This is a genomic window from Bacillus sp. N5-665 (assembly GCF_022637375.2).
GTDB lineage: Bacteria > Bacillota > Bacilli > Bacillales > Bacillaceae_G > Bacillus_A > Bacillus_A wiedmannii.
Genome location: NZ_CP093325.1, coordinates 2,645,362 through 2,669,375 on the forward strand (window position 1 = coordinate 2,645,362; position 24,014 = coordinate 2,669,375).

A 24,014-nucleotide genomic window follows, 5' to 3' on the forward strand; every position below is an offset into this window, starting at 1 on the left:
TACGAGGGAGAGCAAGGTTATGGTTGAGAAGAATAATAAGCTCGGCTTTGTTGTGGCGGGCTTATTGCTAGGTATTTTAATGGCATCAATGGATAATACCATTGTCGTAACGGCGATGGGAACGATTGTTGGTGACTTAGGAGGCCTTGAAAATTTTGTATGGGTCGTTTCTGCCTATATGGTCGCAGAAATGGCAGGTATGCCGATATTCGGAAAACTATCAGATATGTATGGTAGAAAGAGATTCTTTATTTTCGGTTTAATCGTCTTTATGATTGGTTCGGCACTTTGTGGTACTGCTGAAAATATTACACAGTTAGGTATTTATCGTGCCATTCAAGGTATTGGCGGCGGGGCATTAGTGCCGATCGCGTTTACTATCGTTTTTGATATTTTCCCTCCTGAAAAGCGCGGGAAAATGGGTGGATTATTCGGAGCAGTATTTGGTTTATCAAGTATTTTTGGTCCGTTGCTTGGTGCGTATATTACAGATTACATAAGCTGGCACTGGGTATTTTACATTAACTTACCGCTTGGCGTTTTAGCACTTATTTTTATTACATTCTTTTATAAAGAATCACGAGTTCATAGAAAGCAAAAAATTGATTGGTTTGGCGCAATTACTTTAGTTGGTGCAGTAGTTTCGCTAATGTTTGCTTTAGAACTAGGTGGACAAAAGTATGATTGGGATTCTAACTTTATTTTAAGTTTATTTGGCGGATTCGCTATTTTAATTATTGCATTTATTTTTATTGAACGTAAAGTAGAAGAACCGATCATTTCATTTGAAATGTTTAAACAACGTTTATTCGGAATGAGTACCATTATTGCATTATGTTACGGTGCTGCGTTCATGTCAGCAACTGTATACATACCGTTATTCATTCAAGGTGTATACGGTGGTAGCGCAACAAACTCAGGATTATTACTTTTACCGATGATGTTAGGATCAGTCGTAACAGCTCAATTAGGTGGATTTTTAACGACGAAGCTTAGCTACCGAAACATTATGATTATTTCTGCTGTTATTATGCTAATTGGACTATTCTTATTAAGCACATTAACGCCAGAAACAAGTCGTATATTATTAACGGTTTATATGATTATTATTGGATTTGGAGTAGGTTTCTCATTCTCTGTACTAAGTATGGCAGCTATTCACAACTTCGGTATGGAGCAGCGTGGTTCTGCAACTTCAACGAGTAATTTCATTCGTTCACTAGGAATGACACTTGGTATTACAATCTTCGGAATGATTCAAAGAACAGGTTTCCAAGATCAATTAGAAGAAGCTTTTAAAGGTATGAGCGGAGGAATGAATACAAACGCTTTAGGAGATTCAAGAGCTATTCTATCAGAATCGGCAAGATCTCAAATCCCGCCGCAAATATTAGATAAAATTATTGATGCTCTTTCTAGCTCCATTGTTCAAACATTTATGTGGGCATTGGTACCAGCAGGTCTAGCATTCATATTTATTTTCTTTATGGGAAATGAGCGTATGGTAATTAAGAAAAAACAAACGAATAAAAAGAGTGAAACATCAAAAGCGTAATGAAAAAGCTCCTTTCCAATTGGAAAGGAGCTTTTTCGTATGTACGGATTTAGATTAGCCTTCGATAATTTCGTATTCTTCGTCTGCTAATAATAAAATTTGTGTCTTCTTACCTTTGTTTTGAACTTCGATTACATCGTATGCACCTAAGTCTCTTAGTTTGTTTTGAGAAGCGTTAACCATAACTTCCATAGAATCAATTAAGATATCTTCTTCAATGTATGATTCAGGCAATGCCATATCTTCTGTTTCTAATACACATGCATATAGATTTTGTAAGTTTTCAGCAGTTGGGTTTTGTTCCTCAACATCAATGATGTTCTTTACTGCATCCATATTTTCTTCTTTTGCTTGGTATACTTTAATTTTAGCCATTGTTTTATTCTCCTTTATAACGTAATCGTAGAGGCTACACCTTATTATAACGTTTTTTTCATGAAAGATGAAATTGTTATATGTATTTATAGGGAAATTTATGTGTTATTACTCATTATTGGCGTAATTTCATTATTAATGTGATAAGTAAGTACCTATATTCCTGAGTTAAAGTTATATTGTCCAAGCTTTTTTATGCTCCGTTCATATTATATGTATTAGATAAAACATATAGGAAAGGGATGGAGTGTAAGTGGGTTGTGAGCCGAAACGAAATTATCAATGCTGCCAAAATAGTATTTGTGAATTTTTGCGAAGTCTAGAGCCTTTTACAAAAGTTGAGAGTATTGTAATCGCCGGAAACGAAATTGTTGTATCTTATTTTCTTTCATTTAATAAGAGGAATGGTATCGTATCCTTCGTACAAGAGGACAATGAGGTTATTTTTGTAGATTGCTCTAGGATTGATGCAATTCGAATAGGAAAAGTTTGTAGTTGTAAAACGAAAGTTAAATTTATTGAAGAGGATTTTAGTTTACTTGGAAATGTTTGTCCGCAATGTTTAACAGAGGGTAGTACACTCTTTTTTGACTTTTACAATCCAGAATTGAATTTATCACTACAAGCAAAAACAATTGATGCACCTAGTTGTACTGAATTTATAGATGAGATGGGGAATGTCGTAAAGCAAATTACTATAATAGGTGAAGCGATTGTTTCTAAAGATTTTGTTCAAGTGCCAGAACTATTAAACTTTCAATTAGTTTTATCTGATACGGCTACGAATCCTTTAAAGTTTGGAATACTGTTCATTAATTTCCCTGATCTTACGTATATTATTCTTTTCGCATCGAGTGGGTACCTCAATATTTCGAATTGTTTGAAAATCGAGAGTGGAACTGGTAATGCTGAAATAGAAGAGATGAAAAAGATGGTGACGAATGACAATAATACGTACAAGTCAGTTGTTAAATTGACTAAAGTATATAAGAATGGAGGAACAGAATCATATATTTATAAGAATGAGTTATAACATACGTATTTAAATGAACCCTCAAACGAGTATTGAGGGGTATTACATAATAAAAGATGATAATCGGTTACATGTAGATTGCAAATTATTATTAAGTATATTTACTGTTAACCTTTATACAGGACAGTCGCTTACTATTCATTAGATGTTATAATAATTTTATATTTACGAATATTTTACGATTATATATAGTTTAATAAACTTTTGTTTATATATGAAAAGTAGAGTTAAACTGATTCCAAAGAAAGCGGGAATGTACATGATATATGAAGCGAGTATACATACGAGAGAAAAATTAGTTACTATGTTCGAGGATTTCAATAACGTTGTTTTACTTTCTTATTTACAAGGACATATGGGTACTGCTTGGGTAAATAATCTTGAAAATCCAACAGTAGCGCAAGTTACGGTAGGGATCTTTACATTTTACGCTGGTGATTCGAATGCGAAAGAAACTGAAGAATTAGTACGTAACATTCCTGATAGAATGTTAGTAATCGTAAATAGTGAAGAGTGGAAAAAGCGTTTAGAAACATGTTACGAAAGAAAAATAGATAAGTTTTTACGCTATAAGTTCAAACGGAATGCGGAAGTTTTTAATCATTCAAAATTACAATCTTTTATATCAGCGCTTCCAAAAGGATACGAGTTACGAAAAATAGATGAACATATCGTAAATATTCCCACATTACATAAGGTCTCTGAAGATTTTACAAGTCAATTTCAAACGGTGGAAGATTATATAAACCGAGGTATAGGTTATAGCGTTTTATATAAAGATGAAGTTGTATGTGGTGCATCATCGTATAGTATTTATGATAATGGCATTGAAATTGAAGTGGCGACTGATCACAATCATAGAAGAAAAGGGTTGGCGACTATAGTTAGTGCAGCGCTAATCTTGGACTGTCTAGAAAAAAGAATATATCCAAATTGGGATGCAGCGAATACTACGTCTGCTAAACTAGCAGAAAAGCTAGGATATGTTTTTGATAAGGCGTATGATGCTTATTTTGTGGATAATAGGTAAATGAATGAATTTGTACAATTGTACAACAGAAAAAGTCTAGAAAATCCTATAAAATTCGTGTTAATTACTCTTTTTTAAAATTACAAATTGGTATAAAAATCGACTTGAAAAAGTCGGTTTTTATTTTTTAACAATAAGGTGCATCCAATATTAATTTGCTGTTGCATAGATATTATGGAATGAAGAAATTAACAAAATTAATTTTATTTGTCTTAATAAATTTAAGAATAGATTTTTGAAAGTTTCTTCGAAAATATGGATATCCTTTTTACTATTGAACTTAATCAACATATTATGGTGTTTTTCCGCGATAATAGTTAAGAATTTTTTTAATAGGTAAATATTCATAAAAACTAATTATATTAAACTGTGTGTATTTGCAAATGATAAAAGTGACTATGATACAAACCCACGCATTAATAGAAAAAATACATATACAGTAAAGAGAGTTAAAAAACTCTAATTTTTTTATAAAGGAGATTATAAAATATGAGTGAACAATGCCCAATTAATGTACCATGTCAGGTAGCAGGACAAACTCAAACACCATTAAGTGATGCACCTGCAACACCAATTACTACTCCAGGAGCACCAATTGTAAAAATACCAGTTGTATTAGCAGAAAGAACGATTCAAATTGTTGTAGAATCTGATATTTCATTAGATCCTCCAGCAGTTGAAATTAAACGTATCTTAAAAAATGCATTTTTAACACAATGTAAGTTAGTTCCTGTAGCATTCGAACCAGTACCAGGTACACCTTACCGAAGAGTTACAAGAGCAAAATTATTTGTACAAGGATATATTCGAAAAAATATTGAGTATGCAAATGATGAGTGTAATGGAGTGCTATATGACCGTATTGCAAATGTTCCATTTTCTGGTTTTGCAGATTTAACAGAAGCTGATTTTCTATCATTAGCTATAGTAGCTGCTTCCTCAGATACTACTTCTCACTTTATTAATCCTAAAAATGGTGATTTACCACGTTTAGACAAATACTTCTTCGAAAATACAGTTTTTTATAACGAACAACCATATTGCGAGTTAGTTAGCGCTCAATTTTTCGAATTAGACTTTTCGCCTTGTCCAACAGACCTAAATGAACCATTTGATACTCTTCGTGAAAAAATTGTACTAGATCTTACTTTAAAAGTTTTACAAGTACAACAAGTACAAGTATAAAACTAAAAAAGCATTGTCTTTGATAAAAAGACAATGTCTTTTTTATTATTATAAAACATATATAATGATGAAAATGAATACGTGTAAAATAACATATTTTCCTGAATTTTATTAGATGGGGGGATGGTGATGAATAAGCCATGGATTGGTAAGGTGCTATGGGATGAAATTCACAAGTATAAAGATCTGAATAAACAAGATAATTCACGAGAAAGAATAGTAAAGAAAGAAGAGGAAGTATCTGAAGTAAAGAAAGAAGAAGAAGTATCTGAAGTAAAGAAAGAAGAAGAAGTATCTGAAGTAAAGAAAGAAGAAGAAGTATCTGAAGTAAAGAAAGAAGAAGAAGTATCTGAAGTAAAGAAAGAAGAAGAAGTATCTGAAGTAAAGAAAGAAGAAGAAGTATCTGAAGTAAAGAAAGAAGAAGAAGTATCTGAAGTAAAGAAAGAAGAAGAAGTATCTGAAGTAAAGAAAGAAGAAGAAGTATCTGAAGTAAAGAAAGAAGAGGAAGTATCTGAAGTAAAGAAAGAAAATGCAACATCTGAATCACAATTAGAATCTTCAGTGCGTTCAATGGTAGTGAAAACACCATTTTCTATTATTTCTGAAGTGTCTAGTTTTAAAATATTTCCGAAAATAAACATAAAAAATCAAGAAGCGTTTGTTTTTCAAAATGAAAAAGATGTAGGTAAGCGTGAATTAGATTCTAAGTTATTAACTACAGTACAACAGTATCATTCGGAGGCTTATTGTGAAATAGTTTCTTTTAATCTTCATGAAAAGAGAGTGCTTATGGAATTATATAATAAAAAAGTTATAGGGAATATTGAAGAGAAAAAGGTAGAGACATCTTCATGGACCCCAATACATAGCATAGTATTAGAGGGTGAAAATGAAGGAGAAATAAATAATGTTATAACCGCCAAGCTACCAATAGAAATAGGAAAATATAAAGGTGAAATTATTTTACGAGAAAAAGTTGTATTTAAAGAAAAAGTCATAGGAATAAAAGAGGTGGAACAGGAGATTGTTTTGACAAAAACTGAATTCTTAGTGCCAAAAGTAATAAAAAATGGACAAAATACATTTACAGTTGAAAAAGGGAGCTTATTTGTAGAAGGCTATATTTATCAATGTATTGAATACATATCAGAACAAAGTACATTTCATAATAATGTGTATCAATTAATGCAAAATATTGTACTGGAATTAGTCGTTCAAGTAATACAAGAACAGGAAGTACAAGTACGAATGAAATAAAAATGAATATATTCTCTAAATGCTACAAATGGTTTTTCCTCAATAAATTCAGTGTAATATTTATGAATACTAATTTTTGCTAACGGGGATAGTTACTTTATTATATGAATCTATTTAGGTCTATGAAAAAATAAGTGCTAACATGTTTGAAAACAAACTTACTAACACTTATTAAAAACAGATATAAAATTTGGATTATATGTGGTTTAATTTAAGAATTTAATAAAAAACATTGATAATTACTTGTTATAAACTGATGTGTAAAATAAAGTGTATTCACTTCTTTTTTACAGGACTCACAATTTAAATAGTAATACATGTTTATCATAATTTTCTAAACACCAATTATATTTTTTTAGAATAATTGGATGGACAATTTCTTTCGTTGTATCAACATCAGTAAAGCCGTATGTTTTATAAAAACTCTCGAGTTCTTCAAAAGGAAGACAATATACGTTTTGTATTTCTAATGTTTTCGCAGTTTGTATTAAGAATGACACGAGCTTCTTAGCTAATTGTAGACCTCTAAATTTAGGAAGAATAAAAATCCCGCCCATTTCTATAGTATCTTCATCTATTTGGACTAATCGACCCACACCTGCATACTCGTTGTTGTATGTAATAATTGCAACTTTATCACTTTTTAAATCACTTCGTACAAATCCTATTGAATCATATTGATTATTAATCCATTCTAAATCTTTATATGTGGCCAATTGAATACTCATATACATCCTCCTTCGGAATATTAGCGCTATCTTCATTATATAAAACATAAGATGCTATATCAAAAGAACCTTGATATAGCACATTTATTTAAGTTATTAGTTGAAGGTATGGGTTTACTGGTATTGAAATGATGGCTTCACCAAACAGAGGATAATAATCTTGTGAATTTAGTGTTACATAGTCAAAATGAAAATTAGTTTATGCGTATAGAGATCATAGAGTTATTTTAATTAGCAGCTACTGTATTAATTGAAACTATTAAGGAAATGTGGTAATTGCCAGCCTGAGTGATACAAATCGTATTAAGATTTAGTCAAAAACTCCTCTTGAAATAGGGGAAAAGGAAGAGGGATTTAAATATAAGAGCACTTCGAAAAGTGCCCTTCAGTAATGACTACTCATTCTAAAAAGAAAGGATGCAATATATCATATGAAGTTAAGTGTATTTAATTATGGACCCTTTATATAAAAGTTTTATTTTATTCCAAATAAATAGGCGGTTGTTTCCGCAACCTCTTTTCAGTAAAACAAAGCACTACTTTATTGGATTTAGCTTTTAAATTTTAAACAGTATAAATTTGAAAAGATTATCCTAAATTAAATAATTTAAATGCAATTATGTAAAATTCCCATAAAATTATTTGTGTTATAGAAAAAATAACAATAAAAAAATGGTTAAAATGGAATGATTTTTAATAACAGTTCAAGTTTTGAAGAATAGTGCATACAATATAAAGTCTTTTCCTTTCTTCATTTAAGTTTTACGTATATAATTTAAAAGTACTATTTTTATTTTATATTTTTTATATTTATAACAGAATAGAGGTTTAAAAATGGGTGTTAAAATCATTACGGATAGTGCGGCGGATTTACCGGTAGAATTGCTGCAAGCATATGATATTGATTTAATTCCACTCCGTGTTTATGATGAAGCAGAAACAGAGTATTTAGATGGAGTTACATTAGAGTCAGTTACATTATTGCAAAACATGAGAGAAGGCGCTGTTTATAGAACGTCATTGCCTTCACTTGAAACTTTCCAAGAAAAATTTATTTCTTATGCAAAAGAAGGTAATCCTTGTATATATTTAGCTTTTTCATCTGAACTGTCTGGTACATATCAATCTTCAGTTGTTATTAAAGAAGAAGTGAAAGAAACATATGCTGATTTAGATTTAGAAATTATCGATACGAAATGTGCTTCGCTTGGTCAAGGGCTTGTCGTATTAGAAGCTGCTAAAATGGCAAAAGACGGCGCATCAAAGGAAGATATTTTAAAACGTGTTGATTTTCTAATGAACCATATGGAGCACATCTTCACTGTAGCTGATTTACAGTACCTTGTGAAAGGTGGACGTTTAAGTAAAGTAGCTGGTTTTATCGGTGGTTTACTAAATATTAAGCCAATCTTAAACGTGGAAGAAGGAAAGCTTGTACCACTTGAAAAAGTACGAGGGAAAAAGAAAGTACTTGGCCGAATTGTAGATATTATGGAAGAGCGCGGAAAAGACCTTAAAGGTCAAACAATCGCTATGACTCACGGTGATGACTTAGAAACAGCTGAGGCTTTAAAAACATTAATTACGGAAAGATTTGGTTGTGAAGTATTTATTGTAAATACAATTGGAGCAGCAATCGGTGCGCATACAGGACCTGGTGCGTTAACATTGTTCTTCTTAAATGAGGTAGAGTAAAGGATTGGTCTTTTGATCAATCCTTTTTTCTTATTAATCTGTAATAATCGGTCTATATGGTATCGGTGAAGATAATATCATCGAAGTTTTCACCGTGCCAAACGGAATAACGATATCAATTAATTCCTCTAATTCCTTCATAGAGTGAACTGCTACTTTTAAGTAATAGCTACTTTCACCTGTTACTCGATGACATTCGAGTATTCTATATTCTTCGTAGATTTTCTCCTCAAATTTTTTACAAGGAATCTTTAGATTTTCAATTCCTAAAAATGCTTGAATTGATTTTCCAACTGCATCTAATGATATCCGTGCGGTATATTTCTCAATTATTCCTGCATCTTGTAATCTCTTTAGTCTTTCGGTAACACTAGGGCGGCTGAGGTGTAAGTGCTCAGTCATTTCTGTAATTGTCATTCTGGCATCTTCTTGTAGCAATAGGGTTATTTTCTTGTCAATTTTATCCATGAATTATACTCCTTTGCAAAATTGAAAGTAAATTTCTTAAACAAATACATAATATAAAACCTTAAGTTAAATTACATACACTTTTGCATATTGAATAGACTGATAACTCTCTATAATTAAAATATAAATGGAGGTGCTTGTAATGTCTAATCATTTTAATGAAACTATTTCTATTAAAAGGGGAACAGCCTTATACGTCGGAGCGGTTTTAGGATCGGGAATTCTTATATTACCTGGTATGACAGCGAGTATAGCAGAAGGGAATGCGATTGTTTCTTGGCTTGTTATGATATCCCTTAGTATTCCACTTGCATTCACATTCGCTTTTTTATCGATTGAGCATCCAAATACGGGTGGAATTGCTACTTTTTCAGAAAAAGCTTTCGGTAAAAATATTGGTGCTATTATAGGTTGGTTTTTTTTTATTGCGGGTAGCGTTGGGCAAATCGTTGTCTCAATGACTGGTGGAATGTATATAGTGAAAGTGTTTGCTTTATCATCATATTTTTCTTATGTTATAGCGTTTATTATTTTAAGTATTTCAATAGGTTTCAATTTATACGGGTTAAAAATGAGTGGATTGTTTCAAATATGTATTGGTGTATTAACGTTCTTTATTTTAATCGTAACAATTATTAGTGCACTACCTTATATTGAAATGAAAAATATAAATGTACATATTTCTATGCAAGAAATAAATCCGATTTTAGATGCATCTTTATTAATTTTTTGGTCTTTTTTCGGCTGGGAAGCCATTGCAAGTTTGGCTCCAGAATTTAAAACACCTAGAAAAAGAAATATTATTTTATCTACGGGATTTGCGATCGTTATTATTGGAGTTTTATATATTGGTATTGCATTATCAGTAATTGGAACGAAATCTTATCATATAAATACTGATAATACGACAGCTCTCGTGCTTGTAATCAAGCAAACATTAGGCGGCAAATTTTCATGGATAATTGGATTTGTAGCTTTTATCATTTGTTTAGGGACGACAAATGCATTTATCGCAAGTATGGGGCGCCTAGGTTATTCACTAGGAAAAGAAGAAGTTGCACCGCGTTATTTAGCACATATTAATAAAAAAAGAGAAACACCAACAAATGCAGTAAAAGTTGTAGGTTGTATTGCAATAATAGGTTTGTTAATAAGTTTCGTTTTCCATATTAGTATAGATAAAATTGTTTTAATACCGAATTCGTTAGGGATTGTTACATACATAGTAGGTACTGCTTCTGGAATGAAATTAATAAAGAATAGGTTAGGTAAAATTTTTTCTATAGTAGCTTTTACATGTTGTATAGTAGTTTATCCTTTTATTGGAGGAGTAATACTGATTCCAGTAGCCGTAGCATTAATATGTTTATGTTATGTGCGTTTCAGTAGCAGAAGAAAAGAATATAAATAAGAATGTGTTTGTATAAATCGAAATATTTAAAGATATTAAAATTTTTACATTTCGTTTATAATTGTGTGGGGAGAAACATCTGTAACTATTTGTAAAAATAGGAGGCGGCTATAAAAGTGAATGAAATTGCTAAGTGGGATTTAGATCGATTGTATCCGATTGAGAATATTTTAACTCCAATATTGGGGCTGAAAGAACAATATTATGCGACAAAAGATGTAGCGATTCTTTCAAAACTTATACAAGCTATTGAAAAAGCAGAATACTTTTTGTATTGCCGATCAGCTGAAGAAAGTGTTTCATCTGATCTTACCATATTGACTGCTACAGTAAAAAATCTGAAAAGAGAAGTGCAGCAAGTAATACAAAAAAGTGAAGTGGAAACTTCCGATAATATTAATACTAGGTTAATAAAAGATGAACTTAACGCATGGGAAAATATGTACATACAATTAAGGAATAAAATAGAAATAGAGCACGATAATAAGCACTTATCATTTGGCCAAGCAAATAATATTGCAATGAATAGTGATAATGAAAAGGAAAGATTAGAAGTATTCGAATTATTAACAAGTGCCTTACATAAGGAAAAAGAAATCTTCGCTACTGTCTTAAATCAATTAGGGAGATTACGCAATACAAAGAGTAATGAATTAGAAGATAGAGTGATTTTAACTCAATCTCTACATGCGAATGGTATTTCTGAAACTGTATTATTACAAATGTGGAATGCGACAGAAGAAAATCTTGATACATTAGTAAGTGCTTTAAACGTGTATAAGAAGGGGGAATCTTCAATTACATGGCATGAACTTATGACAGTAAAAGAAAATAATGAGGTTAATATCCCTTTTTCAGTAGCACTTCAAAGCATATACGATGCGTTTGAAAATATAGATAAAGAATTAGCAGAATTTGCACGGAATGCAATAGAGAATGGATGGGTAGATGCGGAACCGAGAGAGAATAAACCACCAGGTGGCTTTTGTGCTCCTTTCTTCGGTGAAAAAGAATCACGGATCTCTATGCGTTATGACGGAAGTATTGATAGTGTAAGAGTACTTGCACACGAACTAGGACATGCTTGGCACTTTTATAATATGAGTTTTGAGCAATCTACTTCTTTTTTAGATGATTATTTGCCAATGAGTACGGCTGAATCGGCGTCTATATTCTTTGAAACCGTGCTTATAAACTATCTAATTCAAACAACAGATAGTATAGATATGAAAAAGTCATTGCTTAGTTGGAAAATAAGAAACTGTTTTAATTATGTAATGGCAATTCGAGCATCATTTGAATTTGAGAAGAATTTTTATGAAAAATGTAAAGAAGGTCCTTTAAGTGCTAATGAAATCGAGAAATTATCTATAGTAGCGCAAGAAAAAGCATACGGGAATGCATTATTAGAATATCAGCCGTTTGTTTGGATGAAATATGTTCAGTTTTATATAGCAGATGTTCCTTTTTATAATTATCCATACACATTTGGCTATTTAGCTAGTTTTAGTTTATTAGAAATAGCTCAAGAAAGTAAAAGTACTTTTCATTCGAAATATAAGGAGTTTTTACGAGAAACAGGAAAAGCTTCAGTGGAAGAGCTTATGAAAAAACATTTTGAAATAGATATAACAAGCTATTCGTTCTGGAATAAAGCTTTTAGACAAATTTCTAAAGATGTTGATGAATATTTGCAATTGATGTAAGGAACGCCACGTAAAGGAAGGATAAGTAAGATGATTGATCCATTATGTAATAAAAAAGCTGCAATGATTTTTCAAGAGCTGAAGGTGGAGTGTGAATTTTTATTTAAGTTTAAAATTCGAAATGCAATACCTATTCATCGTGGTTGGCTAAATTTAAAGTGGAAACTCGAAACGGATGCAGGATCTTTTGTATTAAAGCAATATAATAAAGAACGATACAAAATGTATAACCCAGAAATTTTACTACAAGCATTACAACAACAGCAAAGATTACATAATAATGGTGTAAGTTGTCCAAAGCTCCTAACTTATAAAAATAATGTAATGCATACATCAAAAAATAATGAAAGATTTATAGTTTTAGAACATAAAGAAGGTAATCTAATTTCACCAGGAAAATTGAATGAAAAGGAAATCTACTCTCTTGGTAAGACAATAGGTCAAATGCATGATTTGTTAAATGATGGCTCTTTAATAGAAGGAGAAAAACCTAAATTTGTTCCGCCTACTAAAGAGGAAAGGTTGAAACATTGGGAAGATAAAAGGAGAGAAGCAGAACAGCTAGGAAAAGAACATATTCTCTACCATATAAAATTACAGCAAGAAGCAACACAATTAGTAAATATAGGTCAATTTTATAGTAGTAAAAGAGGATGGGTGCACCGTGATCTATGGGTAGATAATTTCTTATTCCATAACAATGAAGTCTCAGCAATTCTAGATTTTGATCGTATGGATTATGATTATGTAGAGTTGGATATTGGGCGTGCGATTATATCTTGTGCCTTACATGATGGAGTATTAAATAAGAGTCTAGTTGCATCATTTTTAGCGGGATACCGTAATAAATTAGACTTTCCAGTAGGGAGTATTGTTCGGACAATTCAAATGCTTTGGTATATGGAGAGTACATGGTGGATTCATGCCAACATGGATCAGCATAGTGTACCACCTTCACGCTTTGCGGATGAAATGAATTGGATAGCTGAAAATTACGGTGCCTTACATAATATATTGGCAGATTTATAAGAAAAAAGGAGACTACATTCATGAACAGAATCGGCATTATCGGAGCAATGCAAATTGAAATAGACTTACTTTTAGAAAAACTAGCTATACAAGAGGAACAGACGATTGCGGGAATGCCTTTTTACATTGGCGAATTCATGGGAACTGAAGTGATTATTACAAGATGTGGTGTAGGAAAAGTAAATGCAGCCGCATGTACGCAAATATTAATTCATAAATTTGATGTAGATGCTATCATCAATACGGGTGTTGCTGGTGGGTTACATCCAGATGTAAAAGTTGGTGATATCGTTATTTCAACGGATGTTACCCATCATGATGTAAGTAAAACTCAAATGAAAAACTTATTCCCGTTCCAAGAAGAATTTATCGCAAGTAAGAAATTAATAGAGTTAGCAAGTACAGCATGCAATAGTAGTAGTTTACATATGGAGATTCATGAAGGAAGAATCGTCAGCGGTGAATGTTTTGTTGAAGACTCAAAACTAAAAGCGAAATTAATAGACGAATATGCACCGCTTTGTACAGAAATGGAAGGTGCAGCAATTGGACATGTTGCCTACATAAATGATATACCGTTTCTCGTTATACGATGTATTTCTGACAGTGCAGACGATGAAGCGCAAGTTTCCTATGATGACTTCGCGAAAACTGCCGCAAATTATTGTTCAGAAATTATCGTGGAGATGCTGAAAAATATATCGAGTAATACTTATAGTTCAAAAGGAGAGAATGGAATGTTACATGCATTAATTTTTGATATGGACGGAACGTTATTTCAAACAGATAAAATTTTAGAATTATCGTTAGATGATACATTTGATCACTTAAGATCACTACAATTATGGGATACGGTAACGCCTATTGATAAATACCGTGAAATTATGGGTGTGCCTTTACCGAAAGTTTGGGAAGCTTTATTACCGAATCATTCTCTTGAAGTAAGAGAACAAACTGATGCATATTTTTTAGAAAGATTAATTGAAAACATTAAGAGCGGAAAAGGTGCTTTATATCCGAACGTAAAAGAAGTTTTTACATACATAAAAAAAAATAATTGTTCAATATATATTGCTAGTAATGGTTTAACTGAATATTTACGAGCGATCGTATATTATTATTCTTTAGACCAGTGGGTTACTGAAACATTTAGTATTGAACAAATAAACTCTCTTAATAAAAGTGACTTAGTAAAAAGTATTTTGAACAAATATGAGATAAAAGAAGCAGCGGTAGTTGGGGACCGTTTATCTGATATAAACGCAGCTAAAGATAATGGCTTGATTGCGATTGGATGTAATTTTGATTTTGCACAAGAAGATGAACTTGCTCAGGCAGATATAGTAATAGATGATTTAATGGAGTTAAAGGGAATATTGTCTGAAGTGAAGAATACGCACGCTACGAGTTGAATAAGGTAACAATCATAAAAATGCTCAGAATAAATGATTCTAGAGCATTTTTATGTATTTTCAAATTAAGGGGGAAATCACTTGAAAGAAAAGCATATTCAACAAATTGAAGATTTAATGATATACGAACACGATTATCTTGTTCAAGAAAGCAAAGAAGAAGGATTTAATTTCTTAATAAAACTAAAAAGTGAATATGAAAATAAAATAAACATATTTAATAAAACTGGAGAATGTTTATATGGTATTTTTCAAGGGGAAAAGTTAATTGGAATAGGAGGGCTAAACAAAGATCCATATACAGAAAACAATAAGATTGGCCGATTAAGGAGATTTTATATTTCAAAGAACTATCGTCGTAAAGGGCTAGGGAACTTGTTATTAAACCGATTATTATTACATGCAGAAAAGTATTTTAAAGTGGTTGTTTTACATACAGATACGAAACAAGGTGATGTGTTTTATAATGCAAATGGATTTGTGAAGGGGGAAGTATATAAAGGATCTAGTCATTATAAAGTATTATATTAGTAAAAAAGAGACCTCAGCTTCGAAAAATAAGCTTATGAAGTCTCTTTTTGATAATCAATTATGTTTTAACATTCATTTGTTTCAATAATCCCTTCGGATCACCTTTCACATAATAAAAATGCGGATTGTTTTCATCATCGTAAAGCATAATATAAGGCTTTTGATTAAGCGGGAGAAGAATAAGTACTTCATCAATTGTTGTATGTAACCATTGATTTGTAATAGAAACTGGTTTAGATAAAGGGATTTTTATCATGTGACCATCTTTTGGAACGACGTTTAAGTTTTTGAATGGGCCAGTAATCGATTTAGCATATTGAACAGCTTCTTTTTGAATAGCTGGATCTAAAGATTGTTTTTGAACGACCATTTCTTTTTGACAATCAAACACTTCAATTTGTTGATTTGTATTTGCGAACACATTTGTTGATAATAAGAAACAAAGAAGAGTAATGAACCCAATTTTTTTAATCATAGTACAACACCTCGTCTTTACTATACCCTTAAAAAGTTTAAATATTTTTCTGTCACATTTATGTAACAAAGAAGTTGTATAATACAATTGGTTTTTGTTTAATAGCAATGGAGGATAATGTATGAAAGTATTAATAGCAGATGATGAACAAGATATGTTAAGGATTTTAAAAGCTTATTTCGAGAAAGAAGGCTTCGAAGTTTTATTAGCGAAAGATGGAGAAGAAGCACTTCAAATATTTTATGATGAAAAAATTGATTTAGCTATTTTAGACTGGATGATGCCGAAACATAGTGGTATTACTGTTTGTCAGGAAATAAAAAGGAACTCAAGCGTTAAAGTATTAATGCTTACGGCGAAAAGTGAAAGCGAAGACGAATTAGCGGCGCTTCAAAGTGGTGCAGATGAGTACGTAAAAAAACCATTTCATCCAGGTATATTAATAACTAGAGCGAAAAAGCTTATACAGCATAATGATGTCATTCAAGTTCAAGATTTGAAAATAGATTTCACTAAAAATAAAGTTTATAAAAATGACAAAGAGTTAGATATTACAAAAACAGAGCTAGAATTAATAAAGTGTTTTTTAAATCATAAAGGCATGATTTTAACTCGTAAAAAATTGTTAGATATCGTATGGGGATTTGACTATTTTGGAGAAGAGCGAACTGTTGATACACATGTAAGAAGATTACGTAAAAAAGTAGGAGAAAATATTATAAAGACGCATCGTGGTTTAGGATATAGTTTGGAGGAGCAGAGTGAATAAACTTGGAAAAAAGCTATTTCTCAGCATTTCTTTAACTGTTATTCTTATTTTTACAATCTCTTTATTATTAATTAACTATCTTTTACCGAAATATAATATTTACAAAACACGAGAAAGTTTAGAAGGTATTACAGCACAAATACAGTCCATACCGAGCAAACAACTGGATGAAGCAATTACTAGTATTGAAAATAAAGGAAATGTTACGATTGCGTATACATCAATTAACAATTCGGAAGATCAAATTAATGATGAGTTACGTATGCAACTTACAAGGAAAAGGGTTGCCCTTAATAAACTTTGGATTACAAAAGAAGAAGTAATGAAAGTAAAGAACTTTGGGCAAGCGAATAAAATATATGATCAAGAAAAGATTAAATCTAGTTTTTTTGTGAAATACATTGCCAAAGACGATATGTTGATTTTAGTAGGAGTTTCGATCGCACATTCTAATGACGTAATAAAAACGTTAAATTCATTTTATTTTTACATTTTTGGCATTACGATTTTTCTCATTATCGTACTTGTATGGATACTTTCAACAACAATCACCAGACCATTGAAAGAATTAAGTAATGTTGCAGAAGATATTTCAAATTTGAAATTTGAACGAGCGAAAGTGAAAACAAATGATGAAATAGGGGACTTAGCTAATAGTATTAATATCATGAGTGAAAAACTAAATGAAGCGCATGAAGATTTAACAGATCGAAATGAACATTTAAAACGATTTATGGGTGATGTAACGCATGAATTAAAAACTCCAATCGCATTAGTGAAAGCATATTCTATGGGAATAAAAGATGGTTTAGATGATGGTACATACATAGATACAATCATAAAACAAACTGATCACATCTCAAACCTAATTGAAGAGTTATTACGATTTTCTAAACTAGAAAGAGATGTTTTAGAAAAAGAAGAATTCGATATTAAATCACTAGTCCAAAGTATATTAGATAAGCATAAGATTGAACTGGAATCGAAAGAAATCAATTTGCAAGTGAACTATAATGTTAGCGATGCAGTTGTTAATGCTGATGTAAATAAAATGAAAATGGTCTTTCAAAATTTAATATCTAATGCGATAAAATATACAGCAAATCAAAATATAAAAATTACTTTAGAAGATCGACATAAAAATATATATTTTCAAATTCAAAATGGTATGAATGCTGAACAAATGAAAGATATCGATAAAATTTGGGAACCTTTTTACGTCCTAGAATCTTCTCGTAGTAAAGATCATTCTGGTACAGGACTAGGTTTAGCGATAGTGAAAAGTATTTTAGAAAGACATGGTTTTGATTATGGAGTCTCTACAATAGAGGGAGATATAAGATTTTATATTAATATGAAGAATGACTAATTCGAAACTATAAAAAACATCGTCTATTATTAGACGATGTTTTTTTATGATAATATGAGAGCAGTAAATCAGAATATATAACCTCGAAAGCTCGTTTGAAGAGTGTTCTACAAATTTTTCAAGTTATTGCATGGGATATAAACTGAATTTTCTGTGATTTTGTTGTATAGTAAAAGGAGACATATATGGGGAGGAAAAAGTATGGGGAAAAAGAAAATAGCAATTACATTATCAACAATCTTATCTTTATCAGTCACATCAGGAGTTTCTAGTATGACTGCGTATGCAGACAATAAAGAAACAAACTACATAAATGAGAATGATGTGAAGTTAAATGGGAAAGTTTCAGAAGGGGTACAATCAGTACAATCAAATACGAAGATCGAATTAGAAAATGGGATGACAAAACCGATTTACTCGCTTGATGAAGCAATTATCGAAAATCTATTTGTAGAGACGGAAGTTGATAGTGATCGAGATGGAAAAAAGGATCGTGTATCAGTAAAAGTTATGCGTCCAAAAACTGATTCGAATGTGAAAGTTCCCGTTATTTATGAAATGAGTCCATATCGATCTGGCTTAAAAGATGTTCCTGTATATAATGTAGATGAAGAATTGTATGCGTATGAAGGGAAACCGTATGGAGCTGTTAATCTTGGTTCATACGGAAATTATTATGTGCCAAGAGGCTATGCAGTCATTTTAGGTGAAAGTATAGGAACTGGAAAATCAGACGGATGTCCAACTACTGGGAATGAGCAAGAAATATTAGGGACGAAATCTGTCATTGATTGGGTAAATGGGCGTGCGAAAGCATATACAGAAAATGGTGAGGAAGTTAAGGCTAATTGGTCAACAGGAAATGTAGGGATGACAGGAGTATCTTATAATGGTACGTTACCAAATGCTGTTGCGACGACTGGTGTTGAAGGGTTAAAAACAATTATTCCAATCGCAGCGATTAGTAGTTGGTATGATTATTATCGTGCAAATGGTGCAGTCATTGCGCCAGGTGGATACCAAGGAGAAGATACAGATAATATGGCCGAAGCAGTACTAACAAGAGAAAACCCTGAAGTTTGCGGACAAGTAATAAAAGAGTTAACAGCTGGACAAGACCGAAAAACTGGTAATTATAATGATTTTTGGGATAAACGTAATTATGTAAAAGGTGCTAAAAATGTAAAAGCAAGCGTATTTGTTGTTCATGGTTTAAATGATTGGAATGTAAAGACGAAGCAGTTCGCGCAATGGTGGGATGCACTTGGAGAAAATAATGTTCCTCGTAAAATGTGGTTACATCAAGGTGGACATGGTGGAACATCAACGAATGACTGGCAAAGAACACAAAATAAATGGCTCGATTATTGGTTGTATGGAATTGAAAATGGAATTATGAATGAACCAATGGTTGATGTTCAACGTGAAAATAAAACTTGGGATAAAATAAAAAATTGGCCGGATCCAGCAGCTGTACCGTCAAAAGTTCGTATGTATTTAAGTAACAAAGCAGTTAATTTTCCATTAAGTATGGGCTCTGCAAATAAAGTTTTCTCATTCGTAGATGACGCAAAAATGAAATCAAATCAATTAATAGCAAACCCAGAATTAGAAGTAGCCAATCGATTAGTGTATACAATGCCTGTACTTCAAAAAGATACGCGTATAAGCGGTACACCAAAGATTTCAATTACAGGAAATATTGATCGATCTGTATCAAATTTAACTGCTTTACTTGTTGATTATGGTGGAGCAAAGCCGGAAATTGTAACGAGAGGCTGGATGGATCCACAAAACTTAAAGAGTATAGAAAATTCAACAGCGATTCAACCGGGCAAAGATTATACATTTACATGGGATATGCAGCCTGATGATTATGTATTTAAAGCGGGGCATCAAATAGGGGTCATTTTAATCGCTAGTGACTATGATTATACAATTAGACCGAAAGCGGGCACAAAGCTTACAGTAAAATTAAGTGAAGTAACATTGCCGATTGTGAAATAAATAGTTATGAATAAAGAGCTTACTGCATAGTAAGCTCTTTAAACTTTGAAATGGGGAGTTTATTATGAATTTTTATTAGTAGATACAAAAATGCTTACAACAAATAAAAAAATTGCATTCATGATCAATAGACCACTAAAGGTAAGCCCAGCAAAACCTCCAGTGAATCCATCTCCTACTTTTTCACCAATTACGTGCAAAGTGGCGAAGAAAACAACAGGAGAAGAAAGTATGAAAATACCACTGGCTATTTTCCATATCCGTTTATATTTCTTTGCTATAAAGAAAATCAGTGTATTAAAAGTGATAAGAAGAAAAATAAATCCAATTAATGAATTCATCATATCCTCTTTTTAATATAATTCTGAATTTTCGTATGTTCATTTTGAATGGAATATTATACAATATAATTATATTGTATGGAAAGCGAGTGATATATTATGACAGTCAGCTCTTTCGAATTTTTATTAAAAATAAAGGTACAGGAAGATTAATTGAGTTAAAATCTTCCGTACGTATAAAACGGAGGAGAAAATAAATGTTTAGTTTTTATAGTACACTTTGCACGGAACTTTATGATTACACAAAGCCTGTCGGGTATTCTTTAAATGGTGATATTGAGTATTACCAAGAACGTTTAAAAAATGGTAGAGGAAGAATTCTCGAAGCGGCAGTAGGATCAGGGCGTGTTATCATCCCACTTCTTGAAGCTGGTTTTAAAGTGGATGGGATTGACTATTCACCTGAAATGCTAGAATCGTGCCGTATACGATGTAATGAGAGAGGCTTACATCCTCATTTGTATGAAGGAAGTTTACAACAATTTTCACTGCCGCATAAATATGAGGCAATTATCATTCCTACTGGATCCTTTTGTTTAATTGAAAATCGTGCGGATTCTATAAACGCATTGAAATGTTTTTATGAACATCTTAATCCAGGCGGGCGTTTAATCGTAGATATTATGCTTCCGCATGACTGGAAGACTGGAGAGGTTCATACATCGACCTTTTCTTTGCCAAGCGGAGACGGAATTACATTAGAAAATAAATCAATTGAAATAGATTGGTTGAACCAAGTTACTCTATCATATTTAAAATATGAAAAATGGAGTAAGGGACAGTTAGTACAATCAGAACTGCAACGCTTTGCGGTGCGCTGGTATGGAATAGACGAGTTTAAAATTCTGTTAGAAAGTATAGGTTTCTCTAACATTACTTGTTCGGCTGACTATGTTTATGAAAATGAACCGTCAAATGCAAATCAAATGTTTACTTTTGAAGCTATGCGAAACGAAAAATAAAGAACTATCTATGATAACAAGGCAGTCGATATAGTATCGATTGTCTTGTTTCAATTGTATAGTACCTATATGTTATTACGTTTTCATTGTCCAAGCATTCTTCTACTAACTACATATACTATTTATATTAAAGACAGTCGCTCTTTTCAATGGAACTGTTATTTTTCTATAAATGATATTTTAGAGGAGTAGGGGGATAAATTTGGAAAAGGAAGCACAAGGAAGAATTGAAAATCAAGTGTATTCAAATCGTGTATTAAGATCAGAATTTGATGCAAATTGGGAAACATGTATATCAAAAAGTGGTTATGTAATTTATGTAGCGACAAGTAATAATGCTGAAGTAATTGTCCTTCTTGGAGATGGTTCAAGTAAATTATTAATATTTGAAAAAGGCGGTAAAGTAGTAGTAGGCGGCGGTGGAACAAGTCATTACAGTAAACCGCATATCGCAAGAAATATTTAAGGTAGAACGCGTTAATTGAGAAGAAGCTGGAAAACGGTTCGTCATTCATGTTTAGAGCATGATAGACTAACCGTTTTTATTTCTTTAAATCATTTTAGAGGAACTTGATTTATTACAAATACATCGGGATGACTAGCGAAAATTGGAAGGGAATTGTACGGATAAGAATTCGAATTATAATATAAGTTTGGAAGAAACATAAAAGCAATATAAAAAAGCATTTCCTATTTCGGGAAATGCTTTTTCTATGTTATAGTATAATAGTGTTTCGAAAAGATGTTATTTTAATATACTTCAAATCTTGTTGTGTATTATTTTTATATTAAATTAGTCGTGCAAGTATTTTTTTATATAAGGAGTAACAATTTAGAGAAATGAAAAATATAGACTTTATACTAGAAAGTGATGAGGCATTAAAACCGTCTGAACGATTAGTACTATTATTATTAGAGAAGCATAGAATGTTATATACGAACGATCTATTAGCGTTATCTAATTTATCATATAAAACATTAACGGATTCATTAACAGCGCTTGTTTTAAAATCATATGTGTTAAAGGAAACAGGTAAAGGAAGAAGACAGAATTGTTATAGATTAGTATGATAAGACTGCTTATTTTAGAGAATTTATATTGATATTTTTCGAATGTAAGGAGAAATAGAATTTTAATTTTCAAATGAAAAACGCGCCCGATACGTACTTAAATATTTGAATTTCATTTTTATTAATGATAATCCTATCAGTAATAAGAATAGAAAAATAAAATAAACTGCATAAAAAAGAAATAAAAAAACAATCCATTTTAAAAATGGATTGTTTTTTTATTGGAATAATATTATTTGATGAATGGAAAACAGGAATGATTATTCTACTTCACTTGTGTACTTTTCAGGTAATAATTCCATTACGTTACATTTTACAAGTTCACCATTATAAGAAAGTATAACGTTTGTATTTTTTCCGTAATCACTTATTAATTCTCGACACATACCACACGGAGCAACAACCCAACATTTTTCTATGTCTTCATGAGGGTGTGGGTGAGCAACTGCTACAATGGTATCAAATTCATGATCGCCTTCTGAAATAGATTTTCCAATCGCCATAGCTTCACCACACACTGTAATTCTTCCAACATTCGCTTCAACATGCACTGCTGCATAAATATTACCTGTTTTAGTACGTACAGCGGAACCGATATGATGACGGCCATATTTATAGTTTTTTTCAATTACTTTTTCAGCAGATGTAATTAAATCATAGTCCTCACTATTTAAAGGTATTATTTGTAACATAATTTCTCCTCCTTATTAAACATAATTACCGCTATTTTAACAGAAAATTTTAATATTTAAAACAAAAGATGGAAATTGAAGATATAATATTATTATGTAAACTGTCGTTTTGACAGGAAAATATAGTAATTAATAGAACATATAGAAGAGTATACTTAAATATTTTGAAAGATGAGAGAATAGCATATGATATTGCATTAGAAAAAGGATACGAGCACCTTTTAAAACATTAAAAACAGGAAGTGAACGTATGATAAATAAATGGAGTGTAGGCATATTTTTATTTAACGAGGTAGAAGTGTTAGACTTTGCTGGGCCATTTGAAGTTTTTTCTGTAACCGAAGCGGATGAAGAAAAACCATTTACTGTTTATACAGTTAGCCAAAATGGAGAAATGCTTACAGCAAGAAATGGATTAAAGGTAAAACCGGATTATAGTATTGAAGATTTACCACCAATTGATATTTTAATCATTCCAGGTGGTAAAGGTGTTAGGGAAAATGAAGTGCAAAATGATATTATAATAAATTGGGTTCGTCAGCAAATGAAGGAAGTAAAGCTAATGACTTCAGTTTGTACGGGTGCGCTATTACTTGCGAAAGCCGGTTTATTGGAAGGCTTAAAAGCAACAACGCATTGGGCTAGTATTCAAACTTTCAAAGGTGATTTTCCGAATGTAGAAGTTATGGAGGATGTGAAATTTGTAGATGAAGGACACATTATTACATCTGCAGGTATTTCAGCTGGTATTAACATGTCATTTCACATTGTAAAAAATTTGTTAGGTGTGGAGATTGCTGAGGAAACAGCAAAAAGCATGGAATATGATATTGACTTACAAAATTAAAAAGCCCGATTTGGGCTTTTTTTATTATATTGAATGTATATAGGTAAGTTCCATTACAGATAATTT

At 31.7% G+C, this 24,014-nt stretch carries 24 protein-coding genes and 1 pseudogene; 19 read left to right on the plus strand and 6 right to left on the minus strand.

All coding sequences use genetic code 11. The features are described from left to right. Nucleotides 1–19: 19 nt before the first annotated feature. Entirely contained in the window at nucleotides 20–1,555 is a 1,536-nt protein-coding gene (locus MNO09_RS16185) for an MDR family MFS transporter (protein WP_000229631.1), read from the plus strand. 54 nt (nucleotides 1,556–1,609) lie between these two features. Here MNO09_RS16185 and MNO09_RS16190 read toward each other — a convergent pair whose 3' ends face one another. After that, nucleotides 1,610–1,930: a hypothetical protein gene (locus MNO09_RS16190; protein WP_001062728.1), complete on the minus strand. Its 321-nt coding sequence runs from the start codon at nucleotides 1,928–1,930 to the stop codon at nucleotides 1,610–1,612. Nucleotides 1,931–2,183: 253 nt separating this feature from the next. Between MNO09_RS16190 and MNO09_RS16195 the strand changes: the two genes are divergently transcribed. The 4 genes from MNO09_RS16195 (at nucleotide 2,184) to MNO09_RS16210 (ending at nucleotide 6,435) form a co-directional block, all read left to right on the plus strand. Then, nucleotides 2,184–2,963, plus strand: coding sequence for a BC_2878 family exosporium-associated protein (locus tag MNO09_RS16195; protein WP_000501719.1), 780 nt, complete (start codon nucleotides 2,184–2,186; stop codon nucleotides 2,961–2,963). A gap of 259 nt (nucleotides 2,964–3,222) precedes the next feature. Further along, nucleotides 3,223–3,993, plus strand: coding sequence for a GNAT family N-acetyltransferase (locus tag MNO09_RS16200; RefSeq protein WP_000638757.1), 771 nt, complete (start codon nucleotides 3,223–3,225; stop codon nucleotides 3,991–3,993). Nucleotides 3,994–4,482: 489 nt separating this feature from the next. Further along, the gene (locus tag MNO09_RS16205) at nucleotides 4,483–5,178 is read left to right on the plus strand and encodes a CsxC family protein (protein ID WP_001294980.1); all 696 of its coding nucleotides are present in this window, start codon (nucleotides 4,483–4,485) and stop codon (nucleotides 5,176–5,178) included. Between the two features lie 129 nt (nucleotides 5,179–5,307). Then, nucleotides 5,308–6,435, plus strand: coding sequence for a BC_2427 family protein (locus MNO09_RS16210; protein ID WP_241950192.1), 1,128 nt, complete (start codon nucleotides 5,308–5,310; stop codon nucleotides 6,433–6,435). A gap of 296 nt (nucleotides 6,436–6,731) precedes the next feature. On the opposite strand, the gene MNO09_RS16215 is transcribed toward MNO09_RS16210, so the two are convergent. Further along, the gene (locus MNO09_RS16215) at nucleotides 6,732–7,163 is read right to left on the minus strand and encodes a GNAT family N-acetyltransferase (RefSeq protein WP_000027170.1); all 432 of its coding nucleotides are present in this window, start codon (nucleotides 7,161–7,163) and stop codon (nucleotides 6,732–6,734) included. An 834-nt stretch (nucleotides 7,164–7,997) separates the two neighbouring features. On the opposite strand from MNO09_RS16215, the gene MNO09_RS16220 reads away from it, so the two are divergent. Then, nucleotides 7,998–8,858, plus strand: coding sequence for a DegV family protein (locus tag MNO09_RS16220; RefSeq protein ID WP_000538283.1), 861 nt, complete (start codon nucleotides 7,998–8,000; stop codon nucleotides 8,856–8,858). 33 nt (nucleotides 8,859–8,891) lie between these two features. On the opposite strand, the gene MNO09_RS16225 is transcribed toward MNO09_RS16220, so the two are convergent. After that, on the minus strand, nucleotides 8,892–9,326 hold the full coding sequence (locus MNO09_RS16225) for an Lrp/AsnC family transcriptional regulator (protein WP_000357670.1): 435 nt from the start codon (nucleotides 9,324–9,326) through the stop codon (nucleotides 8,892–8,894). 142 nt (nucleotides 9,327–9,468) lie between these two features. Between MNO09_RS16225 and MNO09_RS16230 the strand changes: the two genes are divergently transcribed. The 5 genes from MNO09_RS16230 to MNO09_RS16250 all read left to right on the plus strand — a co-directional run bounded on the left by MNO09_RS16230 (nucleotide 9,469) and on the right by MNO09_RS16250 (nucleotide 15,415). Next, nucleotides 9,469–10,737, plus strand: coding sequence for an APC family permease (locus MNO09_RS16230; RefSeq protein WP_241950193.1), 1,269 nt, complete (start codon nucleotides 9,469–9,471; stop codon nucleotides 10,735–10,737). A 116-nt stretch (nucleotides 10,738–10,853) separates the two neighbouring features. Beyond that, entirely contained in the window at nucleotides 10,854–12,443 is a 1,590-nt protein-coding gene (locus MNO09_RS16235) for a M3 family metallopeptidase (protein WP_088107294.1), read from the plus strand. A gap of 30 nt (nucleotides 12,444–12,473) precedes the next feature. Beyond that, complete coding sequence (locus MNO09_RS16240) at nucleotides 12,474–13,472, plus strand: phosphotransferase (RefSeq protein WP_000566843.1); 999 nt, start codon at nucleotides 12,474–12,476, stop codon at nucleotides 13,470–13,472. A 20-nt stretch (nucleotides 13,473–13,492) separates the two neighbouring features. Further along, on the plus strand, nucleotides 13,493–14,884 hold the full coding sequence (locus MNO09_RS16245) for a 5'-methylthioadenosine/adenosylhomocysteine nucleosidase (RefSeq protein WP_001079700.1): 1,392 nt from the start codon (nucleotides 13,493–13,495) through the stop codon (nucleotides 14,882–14,884). A gap of 81 nt (nucleotides 14,885–14,965) precedes the next feature. Further along, a complete protein-coding gene (locus MNO09_RS16250) occupies nucleotides 14,966–15,415 on the plus strand; it encodes a GNAT family N-acetyltransferase (protein WP_000659781.1) in 450 nt (149 codons plus the stop codon). A gap of 58 nt (nucleotides 15,416–15,473) precedes the next feature. On the opposite strand, the gene MNO09_RS16255 is transcribed toward MNO09_RS16250, so the two are convergent. Beyond that, nucleotides 15,474–15,890: a hypothetical protein gene (locus MNO09_RS16255; RefSeq protein WP_000591752.1), complete on the minus strand. Its 417-nt coding sequence runs from the start codon at nucleotides 15,888–15,890 to the stop codon at nucleotides 15,474–15,476. A 121-nt stretch (nucleotides 15,891–16,011) separates the two neighbouring features. On the opposite strand from MNO09_RS16255, the gene MNO09_RS16260 reads away from it, so the two are divergent. The 3 genes from MNO09_RS16260 (at nucleotide 16,012) to MNO09_RS16270 (ending at nucleotide 20,035) form a co-directional block, all read left to right on the plus strand. After that, the gene (locus MNO09_RS16260) at nucleotides 16,012–16,659 is read left to right on the plus strand and encodes a response regulator transcription factor (RefSeq protein ID WP_000865982.1); all 648 of its coding nucleotides are present in this window, start codon (nucleotides 16,012–16,014) and stop codon (nucleotides 16,657–16,659) included. Further along, nucleotides 16,652–18,028 (plus strand): sensor histidine kinase, encoded by a 1,377-nt coding sequence (locus MNO09_RS16265; protein ID WP_001037283.1) that lies wholly within the window; start codon nucleotides 16,652–16,654, stop codon nucleotides 18,026–18,028. The genes MNO09_RS16260 and MNO09_RS16265 overlap by 8 nt, the downstream gene beginning before the upstream one ends. Nucleotides 18,029–18,229: 201 nt before the next feature. Beyond that, the gene (locus tag MNO09_RS16270; RefSeq protein WP_088107293.1) at nucleotides 18,230–20,035 is read left to right on the plus strand and encodes a Xaa-Pro dipeptidyl-peptidase; all 1,806 of its coding nucleotides are present in this window, start codon (nucleotides 18,230–18,232) and stop codon (nucleotides 20,033–20,035) included. Nucleotides 20,036–20,097: 62 nt separating this feature from the next. Here MNO09_RS16270 and MNO09_RS16275 read toward each other — a convergent pair whose 3' ends face one another. Next, the gene (locus MNO09_RS16275; RefSeq protein WP_097860265.1) at nucleotides 20,098–20,379 is read right to left on the minus strand and encodes a hypothetical protein; all 282 of its coding nucleotides are present in this window, start codon (nucleotides 20,377–20,379) and stop codon (nucleotides 20,098–20,100) included. Between the two features lie 194 nt (nucleotides 20,380–20,573). Here MNO09_RS16275 and MNO09_RS16280 point away from each other — a divergent pair, with 194 nt between their 5' ends. From MNO09_RS16280 to MNO09_RS16290, 3 genes are all read left to right on the plus strand, one after another. After that, nucleotides 20,574–21,338 (plus strand): class I SAM-dependent methyltransferase, encoded by a 765-nt coding sequence (locus MNO09_RS16280; RefSeq protein ID WP_000490930.1) that lies wholly within the window; start codon nucleotides 20,574–20,576, stop codon nucleotides 21,336–21,338. Nucleotides 21,339–21,540: 202 nt separating this feature from the next. Next, nucleotides 21,541–21,804 carry a hypothetical protein gene (locus tag MNO09_RS16285; RefSeq protein ID WP_000409900.1) on the plus strand — a complete coding sequence of 88 codons (264 nt, stop codon included), beginning with the start codon at nucleotides 21,541–21,543 and terminating at the stop codon, nucleotides 21,802–21,804. A 374-nt stretch (nucleotides 21,805–22,178) separates the two neighbouring features. Further along, the gene (locus tag MNO09_RS16290; RefSeq protein ID WP_000789031.1) at nucleotides 22,179–22,409 is read left to right on the plus strand and encodes a hypothetical protein; all 231 of its coding nucleotides are present in this window, start codon (nucleotides 22,179–22,181) and stop codon (nucleotides 22,407–22,409) included. Between the two features lie 260 nt (nucleotides 22,410–22,669). Here the strand turns inward: MNO09_RS16290 and MNO09_RS16295 are convergent, their stop codons facing one another. After that, a complete protein-coding gene (locus tag MNO09_RS16295; protein ID WP_000939247.1) occupies nucleotides 22,670–23,101 on the minus strand; it encodes a cytidine deaminase in 432 nt (143 codons plus the stop codon). 170 nt (nucleotides 23,102–23,271) lie between these two features. Here MNO09_RS16295 and MNO09_RS16300 point away from each other — a divergent pair. After that, a pseudogene (locus MNO09_RS16300) lies at nucleotides 23,272–23,334 on the plus strand (ankyrin repeat domain-containing protein); the annotation flags it as partial. 17 nt (nucleotides 23,335–23,351) lie between these two features. Then, nucleotides 23,352–23,948: a DJ-1/PfpI family protein gene (locus tag MNO09_RS16305; protein ID WP_088107292.1), complete on the plus strand. Its 597-nt coding sequence runs from the start codon at nucleotides 23,352–23,354 to the stop codon at nucleotides 23,946–23,948. Nucleotides 23,949–24,014: the final 66 nt, after the last annotated feature.